Genomic DNA, 21,447 nt, shown 5'->3' with positions numbered 1-21,447 from the left:
AGGGACCAGAGATGGCTGGACAAAAAATGGTTGATATGCTGTTTCAGCAATGGGTAAGCGATAAGGAGCAGTGGGTACAGCTTAGAGATTTGCTGATGAAGGAGAGCAATCTTCCCGGACCACGAGTGAATTTGGAGCTATCAGGAAATTTTGCCAAACATTTTGCCCATCCTAAACTAACAGGGACAGACTGGGAGTTTCTTAATTCCTGGGCTAATCTTACAGAGGCAGAAGCTGGGGTGAATGATCCCCGTGAGTTTCTGCCGTTTTGTGCGGTTAGAGCGCTGGGCGCTTATTACAGCTACGCTGAAGAAGAGCAGCGAATTATGATTCAGAGCATCATTAAGACAGCCATGAACGACTCCAGATGGAGGATGCGTGAAGCGTCTGCTATGGCGCTGCAAAGTATAGGGGAGGATGGTTTTGCCCTTATCAGGCAGTTGATCGACATGTGGGAGGAGGGTGCGAACGGGCTTGAACAAAGAGCTTTTGTAGCAGCGTTAGCGCATCCTCCTCTTTTAAAAGAGAAAGAGAATACGCTTTATTGTCTTCAGTTGGCTACTCGAATCATGGAAAATATGGGTAGTGGGGAAGTGCAATATGAGGACGCTGAGCATTTTCGTGTATTATCTAAGGGGCTTGAATACAGCTTAAGTGTATTTGTGGCGAGTGAACCTGAAGCGGGCTTTGCCATGCTGGAGAAATTCGCTAAGAGCCGAGATACCCGAATGATTAAGATTGTGAAGAGTAATCTTGGTAAGTCACGTTTGAGTAAAAAGTATGCTCTACAGGTTGCTGAGGTCCTTAAAAATTTGACAATACAGGAGAGGACATGAGGATCAGCTCTCCAGTGGAATTATGAAGTGTAGTTTTACATGCATTTAACATGCCACATATGCTTAAGTGATATAACAGAAGGAACTAGGTGAAAAGGTGGCTGTTAGATGAAACTAAGTAAAGAGGAAAAATCATGGATTTTATATGACTGTGGAAATTCGGCGTATTCGATGGCGGTTACAACGGCTTTACTGCCTATTGTATTTGGGATGTTTTCGAATGTTAACAACAGCATGGATTTGGGGTATTTTAATTCCATAGCGAGTATTCTGGTGGCCATCCTTAGCCCGATTTTAGGAACGATGGCAGATTATAAGGATAAGAAAAAACGCTTCTTCATATTTTTCTCATTGATCGGTGTGATAGCTACTGCTTCGCTGGCTTTAGTTGCACCTGCGAGTGGGCAGTGGCAGTTATTGATTGTATTTTATATTTTGTCAGTCATAGGATTTGCCGGGGCCAATATTTTTTATGATTCTTTTCTGGTGGATGTAACCACGGATGAAAGGATGGATAAGGTATCCTCAAAAGGGTTTGCTTTTGGATATATCGCCAGCGTTATTCCATTCGGTATCAGCTTACTGCTGATTCTGTTTATGGGGATGGATAAATCAATCGGCTATCAGATTGGATTTATAATCACTGCCCTTTGGTGGGGACTGCTGACCATGCCTATGATCAAGGATGTGCAGCAAAGATATTACATAGAACCTGAACCCAAACCGGTCATTAATAGCTTTAAAAGACTGGGAGACACGTTTAAAAATGTCAGACAGCATAAAGTAGTATTTGTATTCTTGATCGCCTACTTTCTCTATATTGATGGGGTAGATACGATTATTAAAATGGTAGTGCCATATGCCACATCGGTACTGGGTGCGGATGCTTTTGATACCTTTACTTTACTGGGGATATTATTAGTTATCCAGATCATCGCATTTCCGTGTGCTATTCTGTACGGTAATCTTGCCAAAAAATACTCAGCTAGAACGATGATCATCGTGGGGATTTTTACATATATTATTTCTTGTATCGCGGCTTACTTTATTACTTCAGTGTGGCATATATTTATTCTGGGAGCGCTAATTGGATCTGCCCAGGGAGGGATTCAAGCGCTTAGCAGATCTTATTATGCGAAGATTATTCCTAAGGAAAAATCCAATGAATTCTTTGGCTTTTACAATATCTTTGGCAAGTTTGCGGCGATTGTGGGTCCTGCTGTAATGTCATTAACAACTACCCTAACAGGCAACGCTAAATTTAGTATTTTAGCGATTATCCCACTATTCATTATTGGATTCTTCGTATTTATAACTTTACCAAAAGAGAAGCTTGAACAAGATGAACCGAAGGGACTTATCCTATGAAGTCAAGCAAAGAACAAACGGCAATGGCCAAACATCTGATTGTCATCTCTTACGATGCCTTTTCAGAAGACCAATGGGAAATGGCCAGCCGTCTTCCAAACCTATCGAAATTGATTAAGAACGGAGCGCATAGTAATCAATTAAAAAGTGTATATCCCACGCTCACTTATGTGGTACACACTACGATAGCAACCGGTGTATATCCAGATAAGCATGGTATCCACCATAATAATCCATTTCAGCCGTTTGTGAAGGAAAAGGAGCAAAGCTGGTTCTGGTTCAGAAATGCGATAAAGGTGCCCACGATTTATGATGCTGCGCGCGAGCATAACATGAGTACCGCAGGAATCCTCTGGCCGGTATCAGGGAAATCCTCAATCCAATATAATATCCCTGAAATCAGAGCCATCAACAACGAAAATCAGGCACTGAAGGTGTTAAAAAGCGGGAGCCCGTTATATTGCATTAAAATGGAGCTGAAATATGGACGGCTTCGAAAAGGAATTGAACAGCCTTATCTGGATGACTTCACGACAAAGTGTGCGATGGAAACGATTAAGCGTAAAAAGCCTAATCTTCTTATGATGCATTTGATTGATCTGGATGACGCCAAGCATGTCTACGGTACTGACAGCGGTGAAGTGAAGCGGGTAATCACACGTATGGATAAGAGATTAGGTGATATAATGCAAGCAGTGGATGAAGCCGGGATAAAGGATGACACGGTTTTTTTAGTTTTGGGTGACCATGGCCAGTTCAATGTTCGGTACAAAGTGCATTTGAACAACCTTTTGCAGGAAAAAGGGTTGATCTATAAAGAGAACGGCGAAATGAAGTGGAGAGCTTACTTTCAGTGTGGGGGCGGATCCGCTTATCTGCATATTAAAGAAGGTGATGAAGAAGCTGAACAATTAGCGTTAGCTGTTATTCAGGAATATATGGATGATGACGCTTCAGGTATAGAGGAAATGTATACTAGAGAGCGGCTGAATCAACTTCATGTGGGCCCATCTACTAAATATATGCTTGAAGCTAGAAGAGGCTATTGTTTCGATGAGAGCATGGATGAACCTACGATTGTTGATTTGGACAAACAAGGGATTAAATATGCTACGCATGGCTACTCTCCCGATAAAGAGGATTATAGATGCAACTTGGTGATCTCAGGGAATAAGGTGAAAAGTGATTTTCCCATAGGGGATCTCAAAATGGTAGATATAGCTCCTACGATGGCAAAGATTTTAGGGATTGATTTTAATCCTTGTGACGGAAGACCTTTAGATGAGATTTTCTTGGTATAGATTGAATATAGATAAAGTCGGGATATTTACTTGAGCGATATCCATATACAATGGAATTAATATGGATTAAGGGGAGAATTGGATATGGATGCGGATATTAGACAAAAAATTCTAAATAAAAATGACAGACTTATTAGTATGGTTATTGAACGTGCTAAGAGAGATTTTCCTGATGACATTGCAATCATTGGGCTTACAGGTTCTTTCAGTACCGGAGATTTTCATGAAAAAAGCGATCTTGATCTAATTATAATTAATAACACGGCCCAAGGCTGGGGGATATCTTCGTGTTTTATTCTGGAGGATGTTGGATACGACATCTATTGTACGCCATGGGAAACAAGGATAGAAGATCAAGCGAATCTTGAGAGCCCAATGATTTCGTGTCTGATAGATTTAGAGCTGTTATATTGTGCGAAACCCGAATATCTGGAAAAGCTAAACTTATATAAACAAAGAGCTCTCGATGCTTTGGCTAAGCCTATAGGGAGTGAATGTATTAGTAGAGCGAAAAAGAATATAGACATAGCAAAACAAGAATATACGAATACATTACTTTCTGAAGATATCGGAGCAGTGAGGTATGCTTCATGCGAAGTTGTATACAATTCGGTAAATGCTCTAACACATTTGAACAATACCTATTTTAAAAGGGGACTTAAGAGATATCTGGAGGAAATAGCTACGTATCGTTATGTTCCTGATGATTTTGAAAATATATATATGGCTGTGATCGATGCGAAGACTATCGTTGAAATCAGAAGTGCATCATATAGATTTTTAGAAAGCGTCAATGATTTATATAATAAAATGTATAAGGATTTTGTGATTCAGCCTGTCCCAACCTATGATAATCTTGGTGGCACCTTTGAGGAATTATGGTGTAACTGCCGCAATAAGGTTATAGCAAGTGTGGAATTAAATGATAAATCTTATGCTTATTATGCAGCCATGGGCACACAAAATTTTCTTGATGAAATGACAGAATCAAGGGGAACAAAAAAGTTTGATATTATGCAGTATTTTGATTCAGATCATCTGCATTTATTTAAAGAGCAGTTCCTGCAGGTCATGGATGAATATCTGGAAGAATATAATAAGGTGGGAAGGAAAGTTGAACGATACGATACTTTTGAGGAATTATATAACGAATACTTGAAGGTGTGATAGAGAAGAGTACCAGATTACGAATTTTCGTAGTCTGGTTTTTTCATTTTTTATGGAACGATAAGATTATTTTAAGTCATATGGGTAAAATAATAGATATCATACTAGCGGCGTCTGATTTGCCAAAGTGGTGACATTTATTATAGACTGTTTTTTGTCGGCTTTTGTCCAGTGGATGTTTTTCACTTGCAGTGATATAAAAAACTAATTTGAAGTGGGGAAATGGAATGCATGGAATAAGACAGCATCAAAAATCAAATAAGCTGAAGATATTTTCAAAAGTCATATTAATTATTATAGGGGCACTTATAACTTCATATGGCCTGGAATCCGTATTAATACCTAACAACGTTTCAGATGGTGGTGTAACAGGCCTAAGTATCGTTGGCTCACAGCTGTTTGGATTACCGTTAGGGCTGCTAATTGTTATAATTAACATCCCATTTGTTTGGTTAGGGTATAAGCAAATTGGTAAAAGCTTTGCTATTTATTCCATTATCGGTATTGCTTCATTAGCCATTGGTACAAGCCTTATGCACCATGTGCCAACGATTATTGAAGGAGATACATTATTAATTACTGTTGTAGGCGGGATTATTATCGGTTTTGGTATGGGCTTAGCGTTACGTAATGGTGGAGCGTTAGATGGGATCGACATGTTGGCTGTATTGCTTTCACGAAAAATACCTTTTGGGACAAGTGATCTAATCTTATTCCTAAACATGTTTGTCTTTATTGTTGTTTCAACTGCATTTGGTCTACAAGGGGCGATTCTATCCGCACTTGCTTATTTTATTGCTTCTAAAGTGATTCATATCGTTGAGGAAGGTTTGAGCGGATCTAAAACTTTCAAAATCATCACCGTTCAACCGGAAATTATGGTGGAAACGATTCGTGACCGATTGGGACGTGGGGCAACCTATACTGATGCATACGGTGGTTACTCCAATGAACAATTCAAAGAAATTACCTGTGTAATTAACCGTCTGGAAGAAAGCAAAATCAAGGAAATCATTCATGAAATTGACCCTAACGCTTTTGTTGTAGTATATGATGTAGCAGAAGTTAAGGGTGGTAATTTCAAAAAGCATAATATTCACTAATTAAGATCCTGAAGTGCATCTCCTTAAGTGTTTGACAAATGCATAAAATGTAACTATTATTGTTGCATCTGATTAATGCACTTGTTGCTAGCCGGGTAGTATGGCAAAAGGAGAGATTTATAGTGAACATCAGCACCCGATTTGCGGTAGCCATTCATATATTAACGTTAATCGACAGTAATAAAGAGGGTAAAAGTACCTCGGAGTGGATAGCTGGTAGTGTGAACACCAACCCTGTAGTTATCCGCCGGCTAACTAGTATGTTGCAAAAAGCAGGACTGGTAACGGCCCGCCCCGGAGTCGCAGGAGCCTCACTTTCACGTAGTAGCGCTGAGATTACACTACTTCAGATTTATAAGGCAGTAAACGCGGTGGAGGAGGATTCGTTGTTCTCGGTTCATGAGCACCCTAACCCGGATTGTCCAGTCGGCAAAAATATAGCCAGCGCCATTGTGCCGGTATTCTCGCTCGCGCAAAAGGCGATGGAGAATGTCCTTCAGGAGGTTACTTTGGAGCAGATTGTGAATGAAATGCCTGAAATATAACCACTCCATATCGCAACGTAGAATGAAGACCACAACATGTGCTAACGTGATTGTGGTCTTTTTTTATTGGAAACATATCAAGAGGCTCCGAATGGCTCGGGTCAGGAGAGTAGTGACTTAAAGAAGGGAAGTAGGGCGTAATCATAGAATCTGTATTTAGAAGGCATAAAACAGATAATACTTCATATAGGGAAACTCTAATATGCTGAAGTGGAAAATGAACGGAGGATTTACAGTGGAACAAATCGCATTAATTTCAGATATTCATGGAAATATCCCGGCTTTGACAGCCGTATTAGAGGATATTAAGCAGCGTGGAATTAGCAGGATATTTTGTCTAGGTGATATTGTTGGTAAAGGACCAAATTCAGATCTAGCCGTTGATATCATTAAGAACAATTGTGAAATCAGTGTTATGGGAAACTGGGATGATTTAATGAATCAGGATGTTGACTTTGAAATGGCCCGGTGGAGTCGGAATTTGTTAGGTAAAGACCGCCTCGCTTATTTAGGTACATTACCGTTCTCGATTGAGTTTATGATGAGTGGTAAGTTTATCCGATTATTTCATGCTTCACCGCGAAGCTACTATGAACGGATTCAGCCTTGGGACGATTATGAGAAGCGGTTATCTATGTTTGGTTGTTCTGATCTCTGCCAGGAGAAGCGACAAGCGGATATCGTAGGTTATGGGGACATTCACAATGCTTTTATACAACATTTAGAAGGGAAGACTTTATTTAATGTTGGCAGTGTGGGGAATCCTCTAGATGTCACTCAGGCATCTTATGTGATTTTGGAGGGGGAGTATGGAGGCCTGACAACAGCATCTTTTAATATACAATTTGTAAGAGTTCCTTATGATATTGAGTTAGCCATTCAACAAGCCATAGATGCAGTTATGCCAGCTACAGAGCCCTATATTCGAGAGCTTAGAACTGCGCAGTATAGAGGGAATGCGCGGGGATAGAAGATGAGCTTTCGAGCGGTAACCTTGATTCGCAACATCAAAAAGTAACGGAGGGAACGAATTGAAGCTTAGTCATGTATTTGAGCAATTCCCTACTTTAGAAACCGAACAACTAACACTGAAAAAAATTGAAGTTAGTAACCTTGAAGAGGTATTTGGAATTTATAGCAATGATCAAGTGTTTGAGTACTGCGGAATTATTCCGAAACATAATAAAGATACAGTAAAGAATATGATCGGACATTTCGAACGTGATTTTAATAAAGGGTTAAGAGTGAAGTGGGGAATTTTCCGTAAAAATAATCCGTACATACTGCTAGGTATCATCGAAGCTATGGATTTTAATCAAAAAGTGGATATGGTCACGATTGGTTATTTTTTGGCGGAGTCTTATTGGGGGAAAGGGATTGCAACTCAGGCCGTTGAAATGGTGAAAAAATATTTATTTGAGACGGCAGAGGTCAATCGAATCCAAGCTGAAGTCATGCCTTTTAATGAGCGGTCCAAGCGGGTCCTTTTGAAAAGTGGCTTTCTGAAAGAGGGGACGTTAAGACAAGCCCATGTATGGTCAGGTAAAGGGCTCATTGATTTGGAGATTTACAGCATTCTTGCAGAGGAATACAGAAAGGGAGAAAACAGATCCTAGTGAAAGTAGGGGAGATTATGGGGACTATCGTGGTAATCGGTGGGGGAGAGCTAATCGATTTAGAAACGCTTGAAATGGATCGTGAAGTTGTGAAGTTAACCCAGAAAGTTAATCCGAAAGCGTTATTTATTCCAACAGCTAGTAGTGATGCACCAGGTTATTGTGATACGTTCAACAAAGTGTACGGCGAGATTCTAGGATGTGAAACAAGTCATTTATTGCTTGTGAGCCAAACCTATACCCATGAAGAAATCGCAGAGTTAATTATATCCGCTGATCTGATTTATGTTGGTGGTGGTAATACCCGAAAGATGCTGGAGATTTGGAAAAATACCGGCGTAGATGCTCTTATAAAAGAAGCGTACAACTCGGGGACTATTTTGGCAGGGCTGAGTGCAGGTTCCATTTGCTGGTTTGAATATGGGCATAGTGACTCTGAAGCGTTCGACGACCAAGGGAACTGGCAGTATATTAAGCTTGAAGCGATGGGGATTCTGCCAGGTATTCATTGTCCGCATTATAATGAGGATATTCGGGTTGAGGATTTTTCGCGTATGGTAAAAGACGGAGGTTTGCTCGGAATCGCAGTGGATAATAACTGTGCCATCATCTACAAGGATAATGAATATAAGGTGATGTCGACAAGAGAAGAATCTAAAGCCTACCGTGTGATGGACTCAGAGCAAGGTGTTGTCGTTACGCAAATCGAAGAACACCCAAGCTACAGACCTCTTTATGAAGTGTACGGTGGAGGTGATCAATGAAGTCTAATCAAATCTCAATTATCGTGGCGAGTCTTATTCTAGGGATTTCATTTATTATTGGATGTTCAATAACTAATGGCGATAAAGAGTTGGAAGTTGATCAAGACCAGACTCCATCCATAGTAACGGCAGATAAGCTTTTGATGGATATTAAAGAGACGGCCTTATACTTAAATCTGACTGAAGATCAAGTGATGAATATTATTAAAACGGAGCATGAGAATTTAAGTAGATCGGGCATTTTTGAAGGGACTATGTTCCCTTATATCAGAGTTGGTAATGAATATCTTTTTAACAAAGACTTATTAACAACATGGGTTTCGGATGCCTCCTTAAATAGGAGGGTTTATCTAAACCGACAAACGAAATAAGGTATTAATCGGATAAGGAAGGTGCTCTCTATTAAACTACTGTTTGTCTGCAGCCAGAATCGCTGGCGGAGTTTAACTGCGGAGAAGATATTTCAAGGAATTGATGGTCATGAAGTGAGATCTGCTGGAACAGAGGATCATGCCAGAATCAAACTTTCTGAAGGACATGTGGGCTGGGCGGATGTTATTTTTGTGATGGAGAAGAAGCATGTTCGAAGAATTCAAGATAAATTCAGAGACGGTGTAATCGGCAAAAGAATAATTTGTTTGAATATATCAGATGATTATAAGTATATGGATGAAGACTTAATTGGACTTCTTGAATCCAGTGTATCTGAATATTTACAGGAATGGCACTCCTAAGGATGAGGTGTTCTTATGAATCATGTTTGGCTGTGAATCAGTCAGCATGATTTTTTTGTTGGTAATTGACAAACATATAGAAGGTAACTATACTAAAGATAGTTAATTTGTAACTGATTAAGTTACAGGAATAGTGGGAGGAAATATAATGACAACTAAAACAACACTTCATCCGGATGTAGAGATTGGTCTGGTACAAATTAGAGTAAGTAATTTAGAGCGTTCGCTCACTTTTTATCAGAACGTGGTGGGGTTAAGTGTCTTGCGGCAATCTGGCCGTGAGGTGGAAATGACTGCTGACGGTCAGAATGTGTTATTGATTCTGCGGGAGATTGAGAATGCAAAGGTTCTTCGTCCGAACTCAGTGGCTGGATTGTATCATTTTGCTATCCTTGTTCCGGATCGTCCTAGCTTGGGACTCGTTGTACGCAATTTGATCGCATCGGGAATTGAAGTGGGTCAGGGAGATCATTTGGTGAGTGAAGCACTGTATATTCAGGACCCGGATAACAACGGAATCGAAATTTATAGAGATCGTCCTAGGGATACATGGAAGTATGATGCGGAAGGGCATGTAATGATGACAACGGACCCAGTGGATGTAGATGGTTTGTTGGCGGCTTCTGAAGGTTTACAATGGAACGGGCTGCCAGCCGGAACGGTGATCGGACATGTACACTTTCATGTGGGTAATTTAACTAAGGCGAAGGAGTTCTACGTTGGTTTGCTTGGTTTTGATCTAGTAGCTAATTATGGCAGTGCGGCAATGTTTATCTCAGCAGGTGGGTATCATCACCACATTGGATTGAATATATGGGCAGGGCAAGGCGCACCTGTGGCACCTGCTGATGCAGTAGGAATTGATTATTTCACCTTACTTCTTCCGAATGAAGAGGAGCGTACGTCTGTAGTGGAGCGTGTTAAGCAGGCGGGTTACACCGTTGTTGAAGAGAATGGAGCCCCTACATTCAAAGATCCATGGAACATTGGAATCAGACTTATAGTGAAAAGTCATACGAAGTAACTAATCACCCAGCGAATTCACCTTTTTCTGGATAGAAAGAACTATCCATTTTTGTCCATTTATTTTATAATATTTGGAAAAAAGATGGGCGGAAGGGTGAAGGTTGTTGGAATCATTCAAAATGGCGTATGTGATCCTTTGTCACAAAAATCCTGAGCAGATCAATATGCTAATCGATAGTTTAACTAATGACTCCGTCGAGTTTTTCCTACATGTCGATCAGAAGAGTGGTATTGAAGGTGATATTACTCATCGTAACGATATTCATTTTGTGAAAGAGCCTATTGATGTAAGGTGGGGACATTACAGTCAGATTGAATGTGTTTTGAAGTGTTTTGCGCTGATCAAAGAACATGGGAAATTCAATTATATACACATCATAAGTGGTCAGGATCTGCCCTTAGCTTCCAACGAAGTTATTCTTGATTTCTTTAAGAAGAATCAGGGGAACGAATTTGTGAAGCATCAGCAATTACCGAATACTTCTGAAACGTGGGGATGTTATGAGCGGGTGTCGGTTTATTATCCTAGATTCCTGATCTCAAGAACCAGGCGTATGGCTGCCATTAGAATGAGGTATATTAAAGCAGTAATGAACGTTCCATTCTTGCATAGAAGGTTGGGTGTTCTGCCAAAATCGCTGTATAAAGGCTCTAACTGGATGTCTATTACAGGTGAATGTATGGAATACATCATGGAGTTTACTTCTACTTCTCCAGAGTATGTTAGATTTTTTAAGAACACATTATGTGGAGATGAAATCTTCTTCCATACGATTATTTTGAATAGTGGGTTTAAGAACAATGTACGGAGTGAAATTAAGAGGTATACAGACTGGGAAACAGGACCGGATTATCCAAGAACACTAACGATAGAAGATTATGACCGGATCACTAGTACGGGTACAGAATGCTTTTGGGGGAGAAAGTTTGATCTCGATATCGACAGAAGCATCGTTCAGGATCTCCTTGATATAAATACTAAAGTAAAAACATCGTAAACATATACAGGAGGAAATAATATGAAAATCGCAGTTGTAGGAGCAAGTGGAAAAGCCGGAAGCCGAATCACTCAGGAAGCGCTAGATAGAGGCCATGAAGTTACAGCCATTGTACGGGATGCATCGAAAGTTGCAAATCGTAAGGCAAAGGTCATCGAAAAGGATGTATTTGCACTTACCGCTGAAGATTTGAAGGGTTTTGATGTTGTTGTGAATGCTTTTGGAGCACCATTTGGACAAGAGCATCTGCATGTGGATGCCGGAAATGTGCTTATTGAAGCATTAAAGGATGCCCCTAATACAAGATTGATTGTAGTTGGAGGTGCGGGAAGTTTATATGTAGATGAAGCTAAGACGCTTAAAGTGGTAGATACCCCTGATTTCCCTGACTTTATCAAGCCAACGGCTACGAATCAAGGGAAGAACCTGGAGATCCTGCAAGGTACAGACTCGCTGTCTTGGACCTTCGTTAGTCCATCCGCTAATTTTGCAATTGGGACAAGAACGGGTTCTTATGTGAAAGGCAAAGATCATCTGCTTGTGAATTCCAAAGGTGAGAGCTATGTCAGCTATGAAGATTATGCGATTGCTATTGTAGATGAAATTGAACAGCCGCAGCATATTCGTGAACGGTTTACAGTTGTTTCGGAATCATAAGTGAGTATAACGAGTAAGGACTATATATAAAAAGAAAGCAGAGCCAGATAAGGGCTCTGCTTTCTTGCATCAGTCTATTCTCTTGCTTCCGCAATTTCAGCAATCCGTTTGTTTGCGTGTCCGCGATAAATTCCGCCATGATAGCAAATGACCGTTTCAATCTCATACTCGGCGAACTTTGTCAGAGAGATTAAAGCTTGCTTCATGTCAGGCGTTGCCGAAGGAGTGGGGCCGTGCAGTTCACCGCCTTGAACGGTAAGAGCATCCGCGGCAATTAGCGTACGGCTATCATGATGGTATAGACTCAGATGTCCAGGGCTATGTCCTGGTGTATGGATAATCGTAATTCCACCGGCAAGAGGCAGTATTTCCCCATCCACTATGGTTTGATCTACTCTTCCTTTAGGGGGATGAGATAACACGGATAGGAAAGCGCGGCGCCATTCCTCTGGTACATGAGGGGGGATCATGGCTTCTGCCGCAGCTAAAGCTTCGGGGGTGTGTTTAAGGAGCATTCGCTCTCCTTCAATATAAGGCTGCTCGATTTCGTGAGCCAGAACTGTCAGTTCTAGACATTCTTCTGACAGTAAATCAGGTAAGCTCCCGATGTGATCTAGATCTTGATGTGTGATGATTACGGTGCGCAGTTGTTCCCAAGGCACATGGGTTTCTTTTAGAGCTTCTTTGAATTTTGGGAGCAGGCCCGGAAATCCAGTGTCTACGAGTACAGCAGAATTTTGATCCCAGAGCAGCGTGGGGTAAATCGTATCACTCCCGCCCATAACCTGTGCTGTAATCTCTAACATTTCTATTCCACTAGCAATATGCATAAGATCCCTCCATGATTGATGATAAGAGCGATGCCGTTAGGCTAATGCATATAATACTTAAAATAAAATGTAATTTCAATAGCGTAATTTATTATTATAACATAAATAAATATTTTTGTCAATATATATCTGGTGTATTTTTTGTGTGATTTCTAGGGGACATTATTGTTGAGAACTTCTATTTCTATATTTTTCCCTTACCCGAAGCTTTACGATATAATAACCAAATAAAAAAGGGAGTTGATGTGGTTTGGAGACTTTTCTAGTTGTACTCGTCCTACTGGGCCTTATCGCAATTTCCAACATCATAAACCGATTTATTCCCTTTGTGCCAATACCGTTAATTCAAATTGGTCTGGGTGTAATGGTTGTGTTAATGCCTTTGGGAATACATATGACATTGGAACCAGAGCTGTTTTTCGTATTGTTTATTGCACCGCTTTTGTTCAATGATGGGAAACGGACGCCAAGAAATGAATTATGGAACTTACGGGGTCCGATATTAATGCTGGCGCTGGGATTGGTTTTTGCTACGGTGCTTATTGCTGGATATTCGATCAACTGGATGATTCCAACGATCCCGCTAGCAGCTGCATTTGCTCTGGCAGCGATCTTGTCACCTACAGATGCGGTCGCGGTCAGCGCAATCGCTGGAAGAGTGCATCTTCCTAAGAGTATTCACCGCATTCTAGAGGGCGAATCATTAATGAATGATGCTTCCGGGCTTGTTGCCTTTAACTTTGCCATTGCTGCAGCAGTTACGGGTATGTTTTCTTTACCGAAAGCCTCCATTAGCTTTGTAATTATAGCTGCAGGTGGGTTGATCGTTGGGGCATTATTGGCTTTTCTTCTGATTCGGCTAAGCGTAATTATTCGCAGACTGGGGATGGAGGATATCACAGTGCATGTGCTGCTGCAAATCCTAACTCCTTTTATTATTTATTTGATCAGTGAAGAGATAGGGGTATCTGGCATTTTGGCAGTGGTTGCAGGGGGAATTATTCATGCGGTTGAGAAGGACCGTGCCGTATCTCCGCAGTATAAGCTACAACTGGTATCCGCTAGTACATGGTCTGTTCTGCTCTATATATTGAATGGCCTGGTCTTTCTTATTCTTGGCTTATCTATTCCAGATGTTATTGAAGTGATCTACCGTGATACGGCCGTGGATAATCTTATAGTTGTAGGTTATGTATTAGCCATTACTTTGCTGCTGTTTGTACTACGGTTTGTATGGGTGTATGTGTTCTCTTTAGTAGGATCTCGTCTGCGGAAAATGGAGAAATCATCTGTTAAGTCACTATTAATCCTCACGATTTCAGGAGTGCGTGGAGCGGTTACCTTAGCCGGTGCGTTCTCGATTCCCTTTTTTCTTGGGGATGGATCGCCATTTCCTGAGCGTGATTTAATCATCTTTATCGCCGCAGGTGTTATTCTAATGTCGCTGCTGATCGCTAGTATCTTTTTGCCAATTCTAGCAGGTAAAGAAGAGCCAGTTGCCGAATCAGGTGAGACAGGAGCCGAGCAGGCGGCCAAGTCTAAAGTTATTGCTGCCGGTTTAACCATGCTGCAAAGTATGATGACAGAAGAAAGTAAGGAATCCGCACAACCGGCTTTGAGTGAATTTAGAGAAAAGGTTTATAGTCTAAACCGTGAGGACCAATCGAATGATCCAGCACTCGAGAACTTCCGCCGACTGGGTGTTGAAGCGAGGATTGTGGGTCTGCAAGCTGAACGTAAAGAACTGAACCGATTGCTAGAGAACAATGAGATTCCCGCCTCAGTGGCTCAGAAGCTGGGAGAATTCTTGGATCATAGTGAGGTCTTTCTAGCCAGAAGTCTAAATTCACAAATCAGAATATCGATTACCGAGATCAGACGACTGTTTGCGGGAATGTTCTCAGGTCAGAATGAAGGGGAAGCTAGCCAACAAATGCTGCAACAGGCTGAGTGTGCTAGAGAAGCGAAAATTGCCATGGCCCATGCTGCTATAGCTGCTATTAATGTCTGTAAGAACGAGAACAACCGAAGTGCAGCCGAGAAGGTTGCATGCAGTTATGAGCAGTTAATTTCTCGTCTGGAGCAAGGGAAAGGCTGGACAAAGGATGGGCTTGTTGATGATCAAAAACTTGAAATGAAGCTGAAAGCCATTCAAGAGCAGCGGGATAAGGTGCAGCAAATGTATCAGGATGGAACCATTAACCGCAAGCTAGCCGGTAAATTACGCAAGTTCGTAGATCATTTAGAGACATCGATTTGGGAGGATTAGCTGTGCTGAACACCACGGCATCTTTTCACACGAGCCTTATTCGCTAGCTATCAGAAAATTATAGGGGGAGTCCAGATCTGAAACTTGCGGAAGCGTTAGTGAATCGAAATGATCTAACCCGTAAAATCGTTCAGCTAAAGCAGCGGCTGGAGCGAGTCGTTAAAGTTCAAGAGGGTGAGGAGCCGGCTGAACAACCTGAAGCTCTTTTGCAGGAGTTAGAAAGAGCTGTGAATGAGCAGACGATTTTGATCCGAGTGATCAATCGATCGCCGATGCGCTAGCGGAACGGGACAAAATGCTACAGCTACGCAAGCTGTTTAGCGATTTGCTTGAACAGACTTCCATTACTCAGGATCGTTATAGTCGCTCGGAGGTTCGTTTTCAAAGAACGGTAGATGTCGCTCAGATTCAGAAGCAGATGGATGAGTTGAAGTTGGAAAACTGACAGATGCCGGGAACGGGGATATTTTTGCTGTGGTTTAGCTTTTTCATAACATGAAGTGGCTCTATTAGGATAGGTATATTCGTCATATATAATGTGAAAAAATGTCGAATAATGTTGAATTAAATGGATTGAAATTTGCATGAAAGACCTGTTTTGCCTATATTAACGCTTGTTATCCTGTATAATTTACGAATACGCGGATTACTTAACCGCTGTTCAATTCTTAAGTTGATTATTCAGGATGAGCGTGTGATTCACTGGTCTGGAATTCTTGGCCCTTGTCTCCTCATTCATTCTACTATTCCTTTTTATGAGAGAGAGAAGTGACAAATGACCATGAAATCAATTGCCTGGGTAACCGACAGTACAAGTATCATAGATCCGGAGTTCGCTAAGAATAATCATGTATATATTATTCCGTTACGGATTATTATTAACAACGAATGTTATAAAGAGAATATAGATATTACGATCGATGACTTCTATGAGAAAATGCGCCAGCATGAAAAGGTAGGCAGCTCACAGCCTCCAATCGGTGAGTTTATTGAGCTATACGAACGGTTGAAGGAAGAATACGATGAAATTATTGCTGTACATCTTTCTTCAGAGCTCAGTGGCACTTACAATGCTTCGATGCAAGGCGCCGAAATAGCGGAGGCCAATGTAATTGGAATTGATGCCAAGGTTGGCGCTTATCCAATCCGAGAAATGATCATGCGCGGTATACATTGGCAGAAGAAGGGTCTTTCTGGACTAGAAATTAAAGCGAAGATTGAAAATATTATTGAGAATATGTCCTTTTACTTAATTCCTGCAAGCTTGACACAACTTCATCGCAGTGGACGTGTTTCTGGATCACAATTTGTACTTAGCCAATTGCTGCGTATAAACTTGCTGCTTCGTTTTGACGAAGGGAAGGTCGTTGTTGTGGAGAAAATCCGTACAATGAAGAAGACGCAACAAGCGCTTTTGGAGATATTTAAACAGGATGTAGGGCTTGTTAGTGATGTATGTATCATGCATTCGAATAATTTAGAGATGGCACTCAAGCTAGAAGAGGACATCAAAGCAATGGCGCCTGACATACGAACTGAGATTATGACCTATATTCCTGCTGTGGCTGTTCATGCGGGTGAGGGTACTGTAGGGCTGTCCTGGATCAAGAACACTAGCATCAATAGTATTCATCCGGGTGCTGCGCCTTTAGTCTTCCCTGAAGCGTTATTTGCATAGAGATGAGCAAAGAAATCGCTCCTTGGGAGATGGATGGGTGACCACCATTGTACCAACAGGCGATTTCTTTTTTTTGAAGAAGTATGCTGTTATTTGATTGCACGACGACGGAACATTTGTCCAATTACATCACTTAGCACAAGTCCAGCTGCAATGGCTCCAGAGAGCATTAATGCCCGAACAGCGATTTCAACAGCCAGAGTATAGTCCTCTTCCACAAATTTACGCATAGCATCGTAAGCGAGACCACCCGGAACAAGCGGGATAATACCACCTACACTAAAAATAATAACCGGCATTTTGAAGGATCGCGCAAAAAATTGGCTGACGATGCCCACTATTACACTAGCTGCAAACGTAGCTACAACAGGCCCGAACTCTACATTAAGAAGCACATACACCATCCAGCCCACCATTCCGGCAAAACCACACTGTAGTAGTGAGCGCTTAGGCGCATTAAATAGAATACAGAAGGTTGCCGCGGCGATAAAACTGGTTATAAGTTGCAAAATCATGAAGGGCTAACCTCTTTCACATGGATATTAAAATAGTGATAGTACAAGCCCGATACCTGTACCGATCGCAAATGCAGTTAGAAAGGCATCGGCTCCCTTGGATATGCCTGAGACCAGATGACCGGCCATCAGATCACGAACGGCATTAGTAATGAGTAGTCCGGGTACTAGAGGCATAACGGAGCCGATAATGATTTTGTCCATCTCTTGACCAATCCCCAGCTTTACAGAACAGAAGGCTAGAAGTCCGATCAGGAAGGAAGCAGAAAACTCTGCGAAGAATTTAGTCTGCACTAAACGATGCAGATAAATGACCGCAGCGAAGCCCAGTCCGGAAATCGGCAAGGCGGGGAGAGCATCCCACAAACTGCCTTTAAACATAACGGTGAAGCAAGCACCAGTAAGGGCGGCTGCTAAGATCTGCAGCCATACGGGATAGACAGGTGAGGCTTCATCGACTTCTCCTAATTTTGCACGAGCTTCCTCAGCTGTAATCTGACGTTCGCTTAGACGCCGAGAAATGTCATTGACCTCCGATACCTTCTGCAGATCTGTTGTTCGCTCCGCAATTCTGTATAACTTAACAGGTTCTATTCTATTTGTGGTGAACATAATAACGGTTGGCGTCACATAGCTATGTGCTCCTGGGAACCCGAGGGATCCTGCCATTCGTGTCATCGTATCTTCAACTCTGGATGTTTCTGCACCATTCTGCAGCATGATCTTGCCAGCAAGAAGACAGAGATCAACGATTTCATAATACGTAGTGTTAGTGTTGCTCGTGCTATCCAACTTCTCCGGTCCTCCTCTGGAATGTGATTATCTATGTTTACATATTTCGATTGTCGCTTCATCTACGTGAAAATAACAACCCCAATATAGCATTATAAACGATATGGTGTGTATTTTAATATAGTTTTTATTTATAGTGTCCGCCGATCTTTCCAGATCTGTCCTTAAGCTGCCCGGCATCTGTAAAAGAAGCTGCTCGCCCAATGATCGTCTCCCCATATTTATTCTTGAGGGCATCGGTCGCACGTTCGAGTTCACGATAGCGAGGGCGAGACTCAAATAGGGTTAGCTGGTACTGGCTTTCGTCAGATAGATTGGACAGGCTTAAGTGGATTCTACGCACAGGCTGACCGTCCCAGTGGAGCTTGAAGAGAGAAAGAGCTGCCTCATATACCAGCAGGGTGGCATTTGTAGGATCGCTCATTCTAGTTTGTCTTGAGAAGCCTGTGGGGTCATCAAAGCTGGCACCTTGGCAGCCGATAGACACGACTGCACCATGTACTTTCAATTTGCGGCAACGTCTACATACAAGCTCAGATAGCTCAAGAATGATGGTCTTAATATCTTGCAGCTTATAGTAATCCCTTGGAAGCGTCATTTGGTGCCCGACACTCTTGGGTGCGACTTCATAGGTGCTTGGGCTCACGGGGCTGTCATCGATGCCATTGGCTATCCGCCAATATAGCTCGGCGTCGATATCACATTTTTTGTGAAATTTCTCCCGCATGCGCCATTTCAGCTCGCTTAGCGGCATCTGTGCCAAATGTCCAATTGTCGTAATACCCATGCTTTGGAAATGGGCGGACATGCGGCGACCTACCATGAACAGCTCGCTAATGGGGAGAGGCCAGAGCACATTCGGAAGCTCCTCGTTAGCGAGGGTGAATATACCATCCGCGTTCTTCTTGGCCCACAGGTCGCAAGCCATTTTGGCGGTAACCTTGGAATATCCAATGCCGATGCGCGCACGCACACCTGTGTTTCTACGAATTAGATCCTGAATGGCGGTAGCGATCTCCCTTGGACTGCCAAATAAGCGGAGGCTACCGCTGACATCAATAAACTGTTCATCGATAGAATAGGGCTCTACCTGGTCGCTAAACTTACGTAGAATATCTGTGATTTGAGAGGAGACATCGATATATTGCTGCATATGTGGTCTGACCACGATGACTTCGGGGCATTTTGCCAGCGCTTCCTTCAACGTCTCAGCGGTAGTAATGCCATAGGATTTGGCTATAGGGCAGGCAGCCAGCACAATACCGCTCCGTCTAGCTGGGTCTCCAGCAACGATCAGCGGCTTATTGCTGTACTGCGGATTAGAGGCTTTTTCCACAGAGGCATAGAAGCTTTGGCAATCAGATAGCATAATGACACGCTCTTTATTCATAGGTTCACACGCTCCAGGTGAGGTAGAGATACCTTATATTTTTTCTCCTTATTATAATACGAACGTATGATCGTGTGTATTCTTATTTATTTCCATTTATTTCGTCTCAAGTGTGCATAGACCCGTAGCCACGCCCCCAGAGATAATCGTGAGGATGGAGTGGAAGAAGGTTTCCTTGGAAATCAGGAGTCCTCCCGCGCCGATAATCATAAAGTCGGTCAAAAAAATGATGAATCCAAGGTTCAGCGGGACATACCTTTTTATAAATTGAGCGAGCAGATCGGTGCCCCCCGTACTTGCTTTAAACCGCAGCATAATCCCAAGTCCCGTTCCCATCAAAAAACCGCCAATAATGGCGCTAGAAATGGAACCAAACTCAAAATAATATAGAAAGTGATATTGGAAAGGACCGAGAAGCTCGATTAGAAATGATGAGATCAATAGGCCGAGTACACTGTTGTAAAAGATATCGCGTTCCTTTAACCAAGCGAGCAGAAAGATAGGAAAGCTGCAGAGAATTATAGCTACGCCAATTTTAGCGTCGGATAAATAATTAATAATGAGGGCTATCCCTATTATTCCCCCATCCAGGATTTTATATGGTACGAGAAAAAAATTAGTTCCCGTAGCAACGAGTAAGCTTCCTAAAAGAATGATAAGGTATCTTAATGGCCGCATATTTAACATCTCCACATTAAAGGCATGTCTATAAATATGCTTGTCACTTCCAAAAAATTGCAGTTGAACAAAAAAACCTGATTATGAATCAGGGTTAAAAAGTCTTATATTACATAGTGTGTGAGGGATAGCTGGTTCCTAACGCTCAAAAGACACCAAGTAACTAAGCGTAAACAATTCAGAAATGAAAGTATGAATGTTACTGTATGGAGGAATTAGCACGTGTCCAATAATCGGAGACGTGCTGCTTGTGTTTTTAACGGGAGTAACGCTTACGAAAGCGAAGCGGAGAGATTCCGATCTGCTGAGCAAATCGACGCGAGAAGTAGGCGGCGCTCTCGAAGCCGGTACGTTCTGCGATTCCGGCTATAGAAAGCTCAGTCTTAAGCAGCAATAGCTTAGCCTGTTCCAAACGGTAATCCGTCAAATACTCCATCGGAGTCAGCCCATATACTCGTTTCATGCAGCGAGTAAGGTAGTTATAGTGAAAATGCAGTGCGTCCGCTAGTGAGGCATTGGAGAGAGGCTCCGCATAATGATTACGGATATAAGTCTCCGTCTGCTCTGCGATTTCCACCGCGTGACTTTCTGAAGTATCATGCTGTGCCAGATCCATCATCCGCAGCATTTCTTCAAATATCCGTTGCTGCTGCCAAACTGCGCTGGAACGCCGGCCTGTAGACAGCTGTAATAGCATCTCGGCTTGTCCACTCCGTTCAAAAGGGTCAGGGAGGGGACCGAACTGTGGCACTCGAACGGTATACGGATAAGTAAGAAACTGCCGAAAATGTGTTTCACGGTTGATATACACGGGTCCACCCTCAGAGCTAGACCAATCTGCAAGGGTATGAAAATGAATCCATATAAATGAAGTGGTCTCATCACATGGCTTAACGGAGTAATGATAGCGATCGGGCAGCAATAGCAGTGTATGTCCCGCCGAAACCTCCCATTGATTATGGTCCTCCCCAATAAATAGACAGCCTTGTTCTACAATAAGTAGATCAAACACCCCAATATGGCTTCTATTTGGATGCTGATCCCCGGGTTGATAAACCGTGCGATTGCATTCTAGAAAATAAGGAAATGGCGGCGCAGCGAAATGTATAAATGAAAGGCCCATTTTGTAATTATCCCTCCTTTCTAAAGTGTGAAATAGTACAAAAAAGGGGTTGCTTCT

General features: G+C 42.2%; 22 protein-coding genes and 1 pseudogene. 17 read left to right on the top strand and 6 right to left on the bottom strand.

Annotated features, from left to right (window positions below; translation table 11 throughout):
* The first annotated feature begins 11 nt into the window (after window positions 1-11).
* From ACQKMP_RS03180 to ACQKMP_RS03115, 14 genes are all read left to right on the top strand, one after another.
* Entirely contained in the window at window positions 12-836 is an 825-nt protein-coding gene (locus tag ACQKMP_RS03180; protein ID WP_427468805.1) for a hypothetical protein, read from the top strand.
* 108 nt (window positions 837-944) lie between these two features.
* Window positions 945-2,204, top strand: a complete 1,260-nt coding sequence (locus ACQKMP_RS03175; protein ID WP_427468804.1) for an MFS transporter — start codon at window positions 945-947, stop codon at window positions 2,202-2,204.
* Window positions 2,201-3,505, top strand: coding sequence for an alkaline phosphatase family protein (locus tag ACQKMP_RS03170; protein ID WP_427468803.1), 1,305 nt, complete (start codon window positions 2,201-2,203; stop codon window positions 3,503-3,505). Before ACQKMP_RS03175 ends, ACQKMP_RS03170 begins: the two co-directional genes overlap by 4 nt.
* 84 nt (window positions 3,506-3,589) lie before the next feature.
* Window positions 3,590-4,672 (top strand): nucleotidyltransferase domain-containing protein, encoded by a 1,083-nt coding sequence (locus tag ACQKMP_RS03165; RefSeq protein ID WP_339802822.1) that lies wholly within the window; start codon window positions 3,590-3,592, stop codon window positions 4,670-4,672.
* Window positions 4,673-4,899: 227 nt separating this feature from the next.
* Window positions 4,900-5,775 (top strand): YitT family protein, encoded by an 876-nt coding sequence (locus ACQKMP_RS03160; protein WP_179085712.1) that lies wholly within the window; start codon window positions 4,900-4,902, stop codon window positions 5,773-5,775.
* Window positions 5,776-5,897: 122 nt separating this feature from the next.
* Window positions 5,898-6,320, top strand: coding sequence for an Rrf2 family transcriptional regulator (locus ACQKMP_RS03155; protein ID WP_042187235.1), 423 nt, complete (start codon window positions 5,898-5,900; stop codon window positions 6,318-6,320).
* 235 nt (window positions 6,321-6,555) lie between these two features.
* Entirely contained in the window at window positions 6,556-7,290 is a 735-nt protein-coding gene (locus ACQKMP_RS03150; RefSeq protein ID WP_379423486.1) for a metallophosphoesterase family protein, read from the top strand.
* Between the two features lie 61 nt (window positions 7,291-7,351).
* Window positions 7,352-7,936 carry a GNAT family N-acetyltransferase gene (locus ACQKMP_RS03145; protein WP_339247307.1) on the top strand — a complete coding sequence of 195 codons (585 nt, stop codon included), beginning with the start codon at window positions 7,352-7,354 and terminating at the stop codon, window positions 7,934-7,936.
* A gap of 17 nt (window positions 7,937-7,953) precedes the next feature.
* Window positions 7,954-8,700 carry a Type 1 glutamine amidotransferase-like domain-containing protein gene (locus ACQKMP_RS03140; RefSeq protein ID WP_379421901.1) on the top strand — a complete coding sequence of 249 codons (747 nt, stop codon included), beginning with the start codon at window positions 7,954-7,956 and terminating at the stop codon, window positions 8,698-8,700.
* Window positions 8,697-9,071, top strand: a complete 375-nt coding sequence (locus tag ACQKMP_RS03135) for a hypothetical protein (RefSeq protein ID WP_076282983.1) — start codon at window positions 8,697-8,699, stop codon at window positions 9,069-9,071. The genes ACQKMP_RS03140 and ACQKMP_RS03135 overlap by 4 nt, the downstream gene beginning before the upstream one ends.
* A gap of 30 nt (window positions 9,072-9,101) precedes the next feature.
* Complete coding sequence (locus tag ACQKMP_RS03130; protein WP_179086694.1) at window positions 9,102-9,434, top strand: low molecular weight protein tyrosine phosphatase family protein; 333 nt, start codon at window positions 9,102-9,104, stop codon at window positions 9,432-9,434.
* A gap of 148 nt (window positions 9,435-9,582) precedes the next feature.
* Window positions 9,583-10,458: a VOC family protein gene (locus ACQKMP_RS03125; RefSeq protein ID WP_076282982.1), complete on the top strand. Its 876-nt coding sequence runs from the start codon at window positions 9,583-9,585 to the stop codon at window positions 10,456-10,458.
* A 106-nt stretch (window positions 10,459-10,564) separates the two neighbouring features.
* On the top strand, window positions 10,565-11,458 hold the full coding sequence (locus ACQKMP_RS03120; protein ID WP_156113098.1) for a beta-1,6-N-acetylglucosaminyltransferase: 894 nt from the start codon (window positions 10,565-10,567) through the stop codon (window positions 11,456-11,458).
* A 21-nt stretch (window positions 11,459-11,479) separates the two neighbouring features.
* On the top strand, window positions 11,480-12,115 hold the full coding sequence (locus ACQKMP_RS03115) for an NAD(P)-dependent oxidoreductase (protein ID WP_042187246.1): 636 nt from the start codon (window positions 11,480-11,482) through the stop codon (window positions 12,113-12,115).
* A 74-nt stretch (window positions 12,116-12,189) separates the two neighbouring features.
* Here the strand turns inward: ACQKMP_RS03115 and ACQKMP_RS03110 are convergent, their stop codons facing one another.
* On the bottom strand, window positions 12,190-12,945 hold the full coding sequence (locus ACQKMP_RS03110; RefSeq protein WP_339247317.1) for an MBL fold metallo-hydrolase: 756 nt from the start codon (window positions 12,943-12,945) through the stop codon (window positions 12,190-12,192).
* Between the two features lie 250 nt (window positions 12,946-13,195).
* Here ACQKMP_RS03110 and ACQKMP_RS03105 point away from each other — a divergent pair, with 250 nt between their 5' ends.
* From ACQKMP_RS03105 to ACQKMP_RS03095, 3 genes and pseudogenes are all read left to right on the top strand, one after another.
* Window positions 13,196-15,214: a Na+/H+ antiporter gene (locus ACQKMP_RS03105; protein ID WP_339247318.1), complete on the top strand. Its 2,019-nt coding sequence runs from the start codon at window positions 13,196-13,198 to the stop codon at window positions 15,212-15,214.
* A 98-nt stretch (window positions 15,215-15,312) separates the two neighbouring features.
* A pseudogene (locus ACQKMP_RS03100) lies at window positions 15,313-15,659 on the top strand (DIP1984 family protein).
* A 330-nt stretch (window positions 15,660-15,989) separates the two neighbouring features.
* Window positions 15,990-16,892, top strand: coding sequence for a DegV family protein (locus ACQKMP_RS03095; protein ID WP_331281430.1), 903 nt, complete (start codon window positions 15,990-15,992; stop codon window positions 16,890-16,892).
* Window positions 16,893-16,981: 89 nt separating this feature from the next.
* Here ACQKMP_RS03095 and ACQKMP_RS03090 read toward each other — a convergent pair whose 3' ends face one another.
* From ACQKMP_RS03090 to ACQKMP_RS03070, 5 genes are all read right to left on the bottom strand, one after another.
* The gene (locus ACQKMP_RS03090) at window positions 16,982-17,407 is read right to left on the bottom strand and encodes a threonine/serine exporter family protein (protein ID WP_042126727.1); all 426 of its coding nucleotides are present in this window, start codon (window positions 17,405-17,407) and stop codon (window positions 16,982-16,984) included.
* A gap of 27 nt (window positions 17,408-17,434) precedes the next feature.
* On the bottom strand, window positions 17,435-18,199 hold the full coding sequence (locus tag ACQKMP_RS03085; RefSeq protein WP_042187254.1) for a threonine/serine exporter family protein: 765 nt from the start codon (window positions 18,197-18,199) through the stop codon (window positions 17,435-17,437).
* A gap of 127 nt (window positions 18,200-18,326) precedes the next feature.
* The gene (locus tag ACQKMP_RS03080) at window positions 18,327-19,589 is read right to left on the bottom strand and encodes a DNA polymerase IV (RefSeq protein WP_427468802.1); all 1,263 of its coding nucleotides are present in this window, start codon (window positions 19,587-19,589) and stop codon (window positions 18,327-18,329) included.
* Between the two features lie 96 nt (window positions 19,590-19,685).
* A complete protein-coding gene (locus ACQKMP_RS03075) occupies window positions 19,686-20,276 on the bottom strand; it encodes a YitT family protein (RefSeq protein WP_339247323.1) in 591 nt (196 codons plus the stop codon).
* Between the two features lie 247 nt (window positions 20,277-20,523).
* Entirely contained in the window at window positions 20,524-21,390 is an 867-nt protein-coding gene (locus tag ACQKMP_RS03070; RefSeq protein WP_427468801.1) for a helix-turn-helix transcriptional regulator, read from the bottom strand.
* Window positions 21,391-21,447 lie beyond the last annotated feature (57 nt).

The organism is Paenibacillus sp. NPDC101420, from assembly GCF_050277435.1.
In the GTDB taxonomy this organism is placed as follows: Bacteria; Bacillota; Bacilli; order Paenibacillales; family Paenibacillaceae; genus Paenibacillus_AQ.
This window is presented reverse-complemented; position numbering and strand designations above follow the sequence as displayed.

Coding starts and splice junctions, on each gene's coding strand:
- ACQKMP_RS03140 (WP_379421901.1), top strand. CDS start 7,954: ATGGGGACTATCGTGGTAATCGGTGGGGGAGAGCTAATCGATTTAGAA.
- ACQKMP_RS03070 (WP_427468801.1), bottom strand. CDS start 21,390: ATGGGCCTTTCATTTATACATTTCGCTGCGCCGCCATTTCCTTATTTT.
- ACQKMP_RS03175 (WP_427468804.1), top strand. CDS start 945: ATGAAACTAAGTAAAGAGGAAAAATCATGGATTTTATATGACTGTGGA.
- ACQKMP_RS03075 (WP_339247323.1), bottom strand. CDS start 20,276: ATGTTAAATATGCGGCCATTAAGATACCTTATCATTCTTTTAGGAAGC.
- ACQKMP_RS03090 (WP_042126727.1), bottom strand. CDS start 17,407: ATGATTTTGCAACTTATAACCAGTTTTATCGCCGCGGCAACCTTCTGT.
- ACQKMP_RS03095 (WP_331281430.1), top strand. CDS start 15,990: ATGACCATGAAATCAATTGCCTGGGTAACCGACAGTACAAGTATCATA.
- ACQKMP_RS03110 (WP_339247317.1), bottom strand. CDS start 12,945: ATGCATATTGCTAGTGGAATAGAAATGTTAGAGATTACAGCACAGGTT.
- ACQKMP_RS03135 (WP_076282983.1), top strand. CDS start 8,697: ATGAAGTCTAATCAAATCTCAATTATCGTGGCGAGTCTTATTCTAGGG.
- ACQKMP_RS03125 (WP_076282982.1), top strand. CDS start 9,583: ATGACAACTAAAACAACACTTCATCCGGATGTAGAGATTGGTCTGGTA.
- ACQKMP_RS03165 (WP_339802822.1), top strand. CDS start 3,590: ATGGATGCGGATATTAGACAAAAAATTCTAAATAAAAATGACAGACTT.
- ACQKMP_RS03160 (WP_179085712.1), top strand. CDS start 4,900: ATGCATGGAATAAGACAGCATCAAAAATCAAATAAGCTGAAGATATTT.
- ACQKMP_RS03115 (WP_042187246.1), top strand. CDS start 11,480: ATGAAAATCGCAGTTGTAGGAGCAAGTGGAAAAGCCGGAAGCCGAATC.
- ACQKMP_RS03170 (WP_427468803.1), top strand. CDS start 2,201: ATGAAGTCAAGCAAAGAACAAACGGCAATGGCCAAACATCTGATTGTC.
- ACQKMP_RS03080 (WP_427468802.1), bottom strand. CDS start 19,589: ATGAATAAAGAGCGTGTCATTATGCTATCTGATTGCCAAAGCTTCTAT.
- ACQKMP_RS03180 (WP_427468805.1), top strand. CDS start 12: ATGGCTGGACAAAAAATGGTTGATATGCTGTTTCAGCAATGGGTAAGC.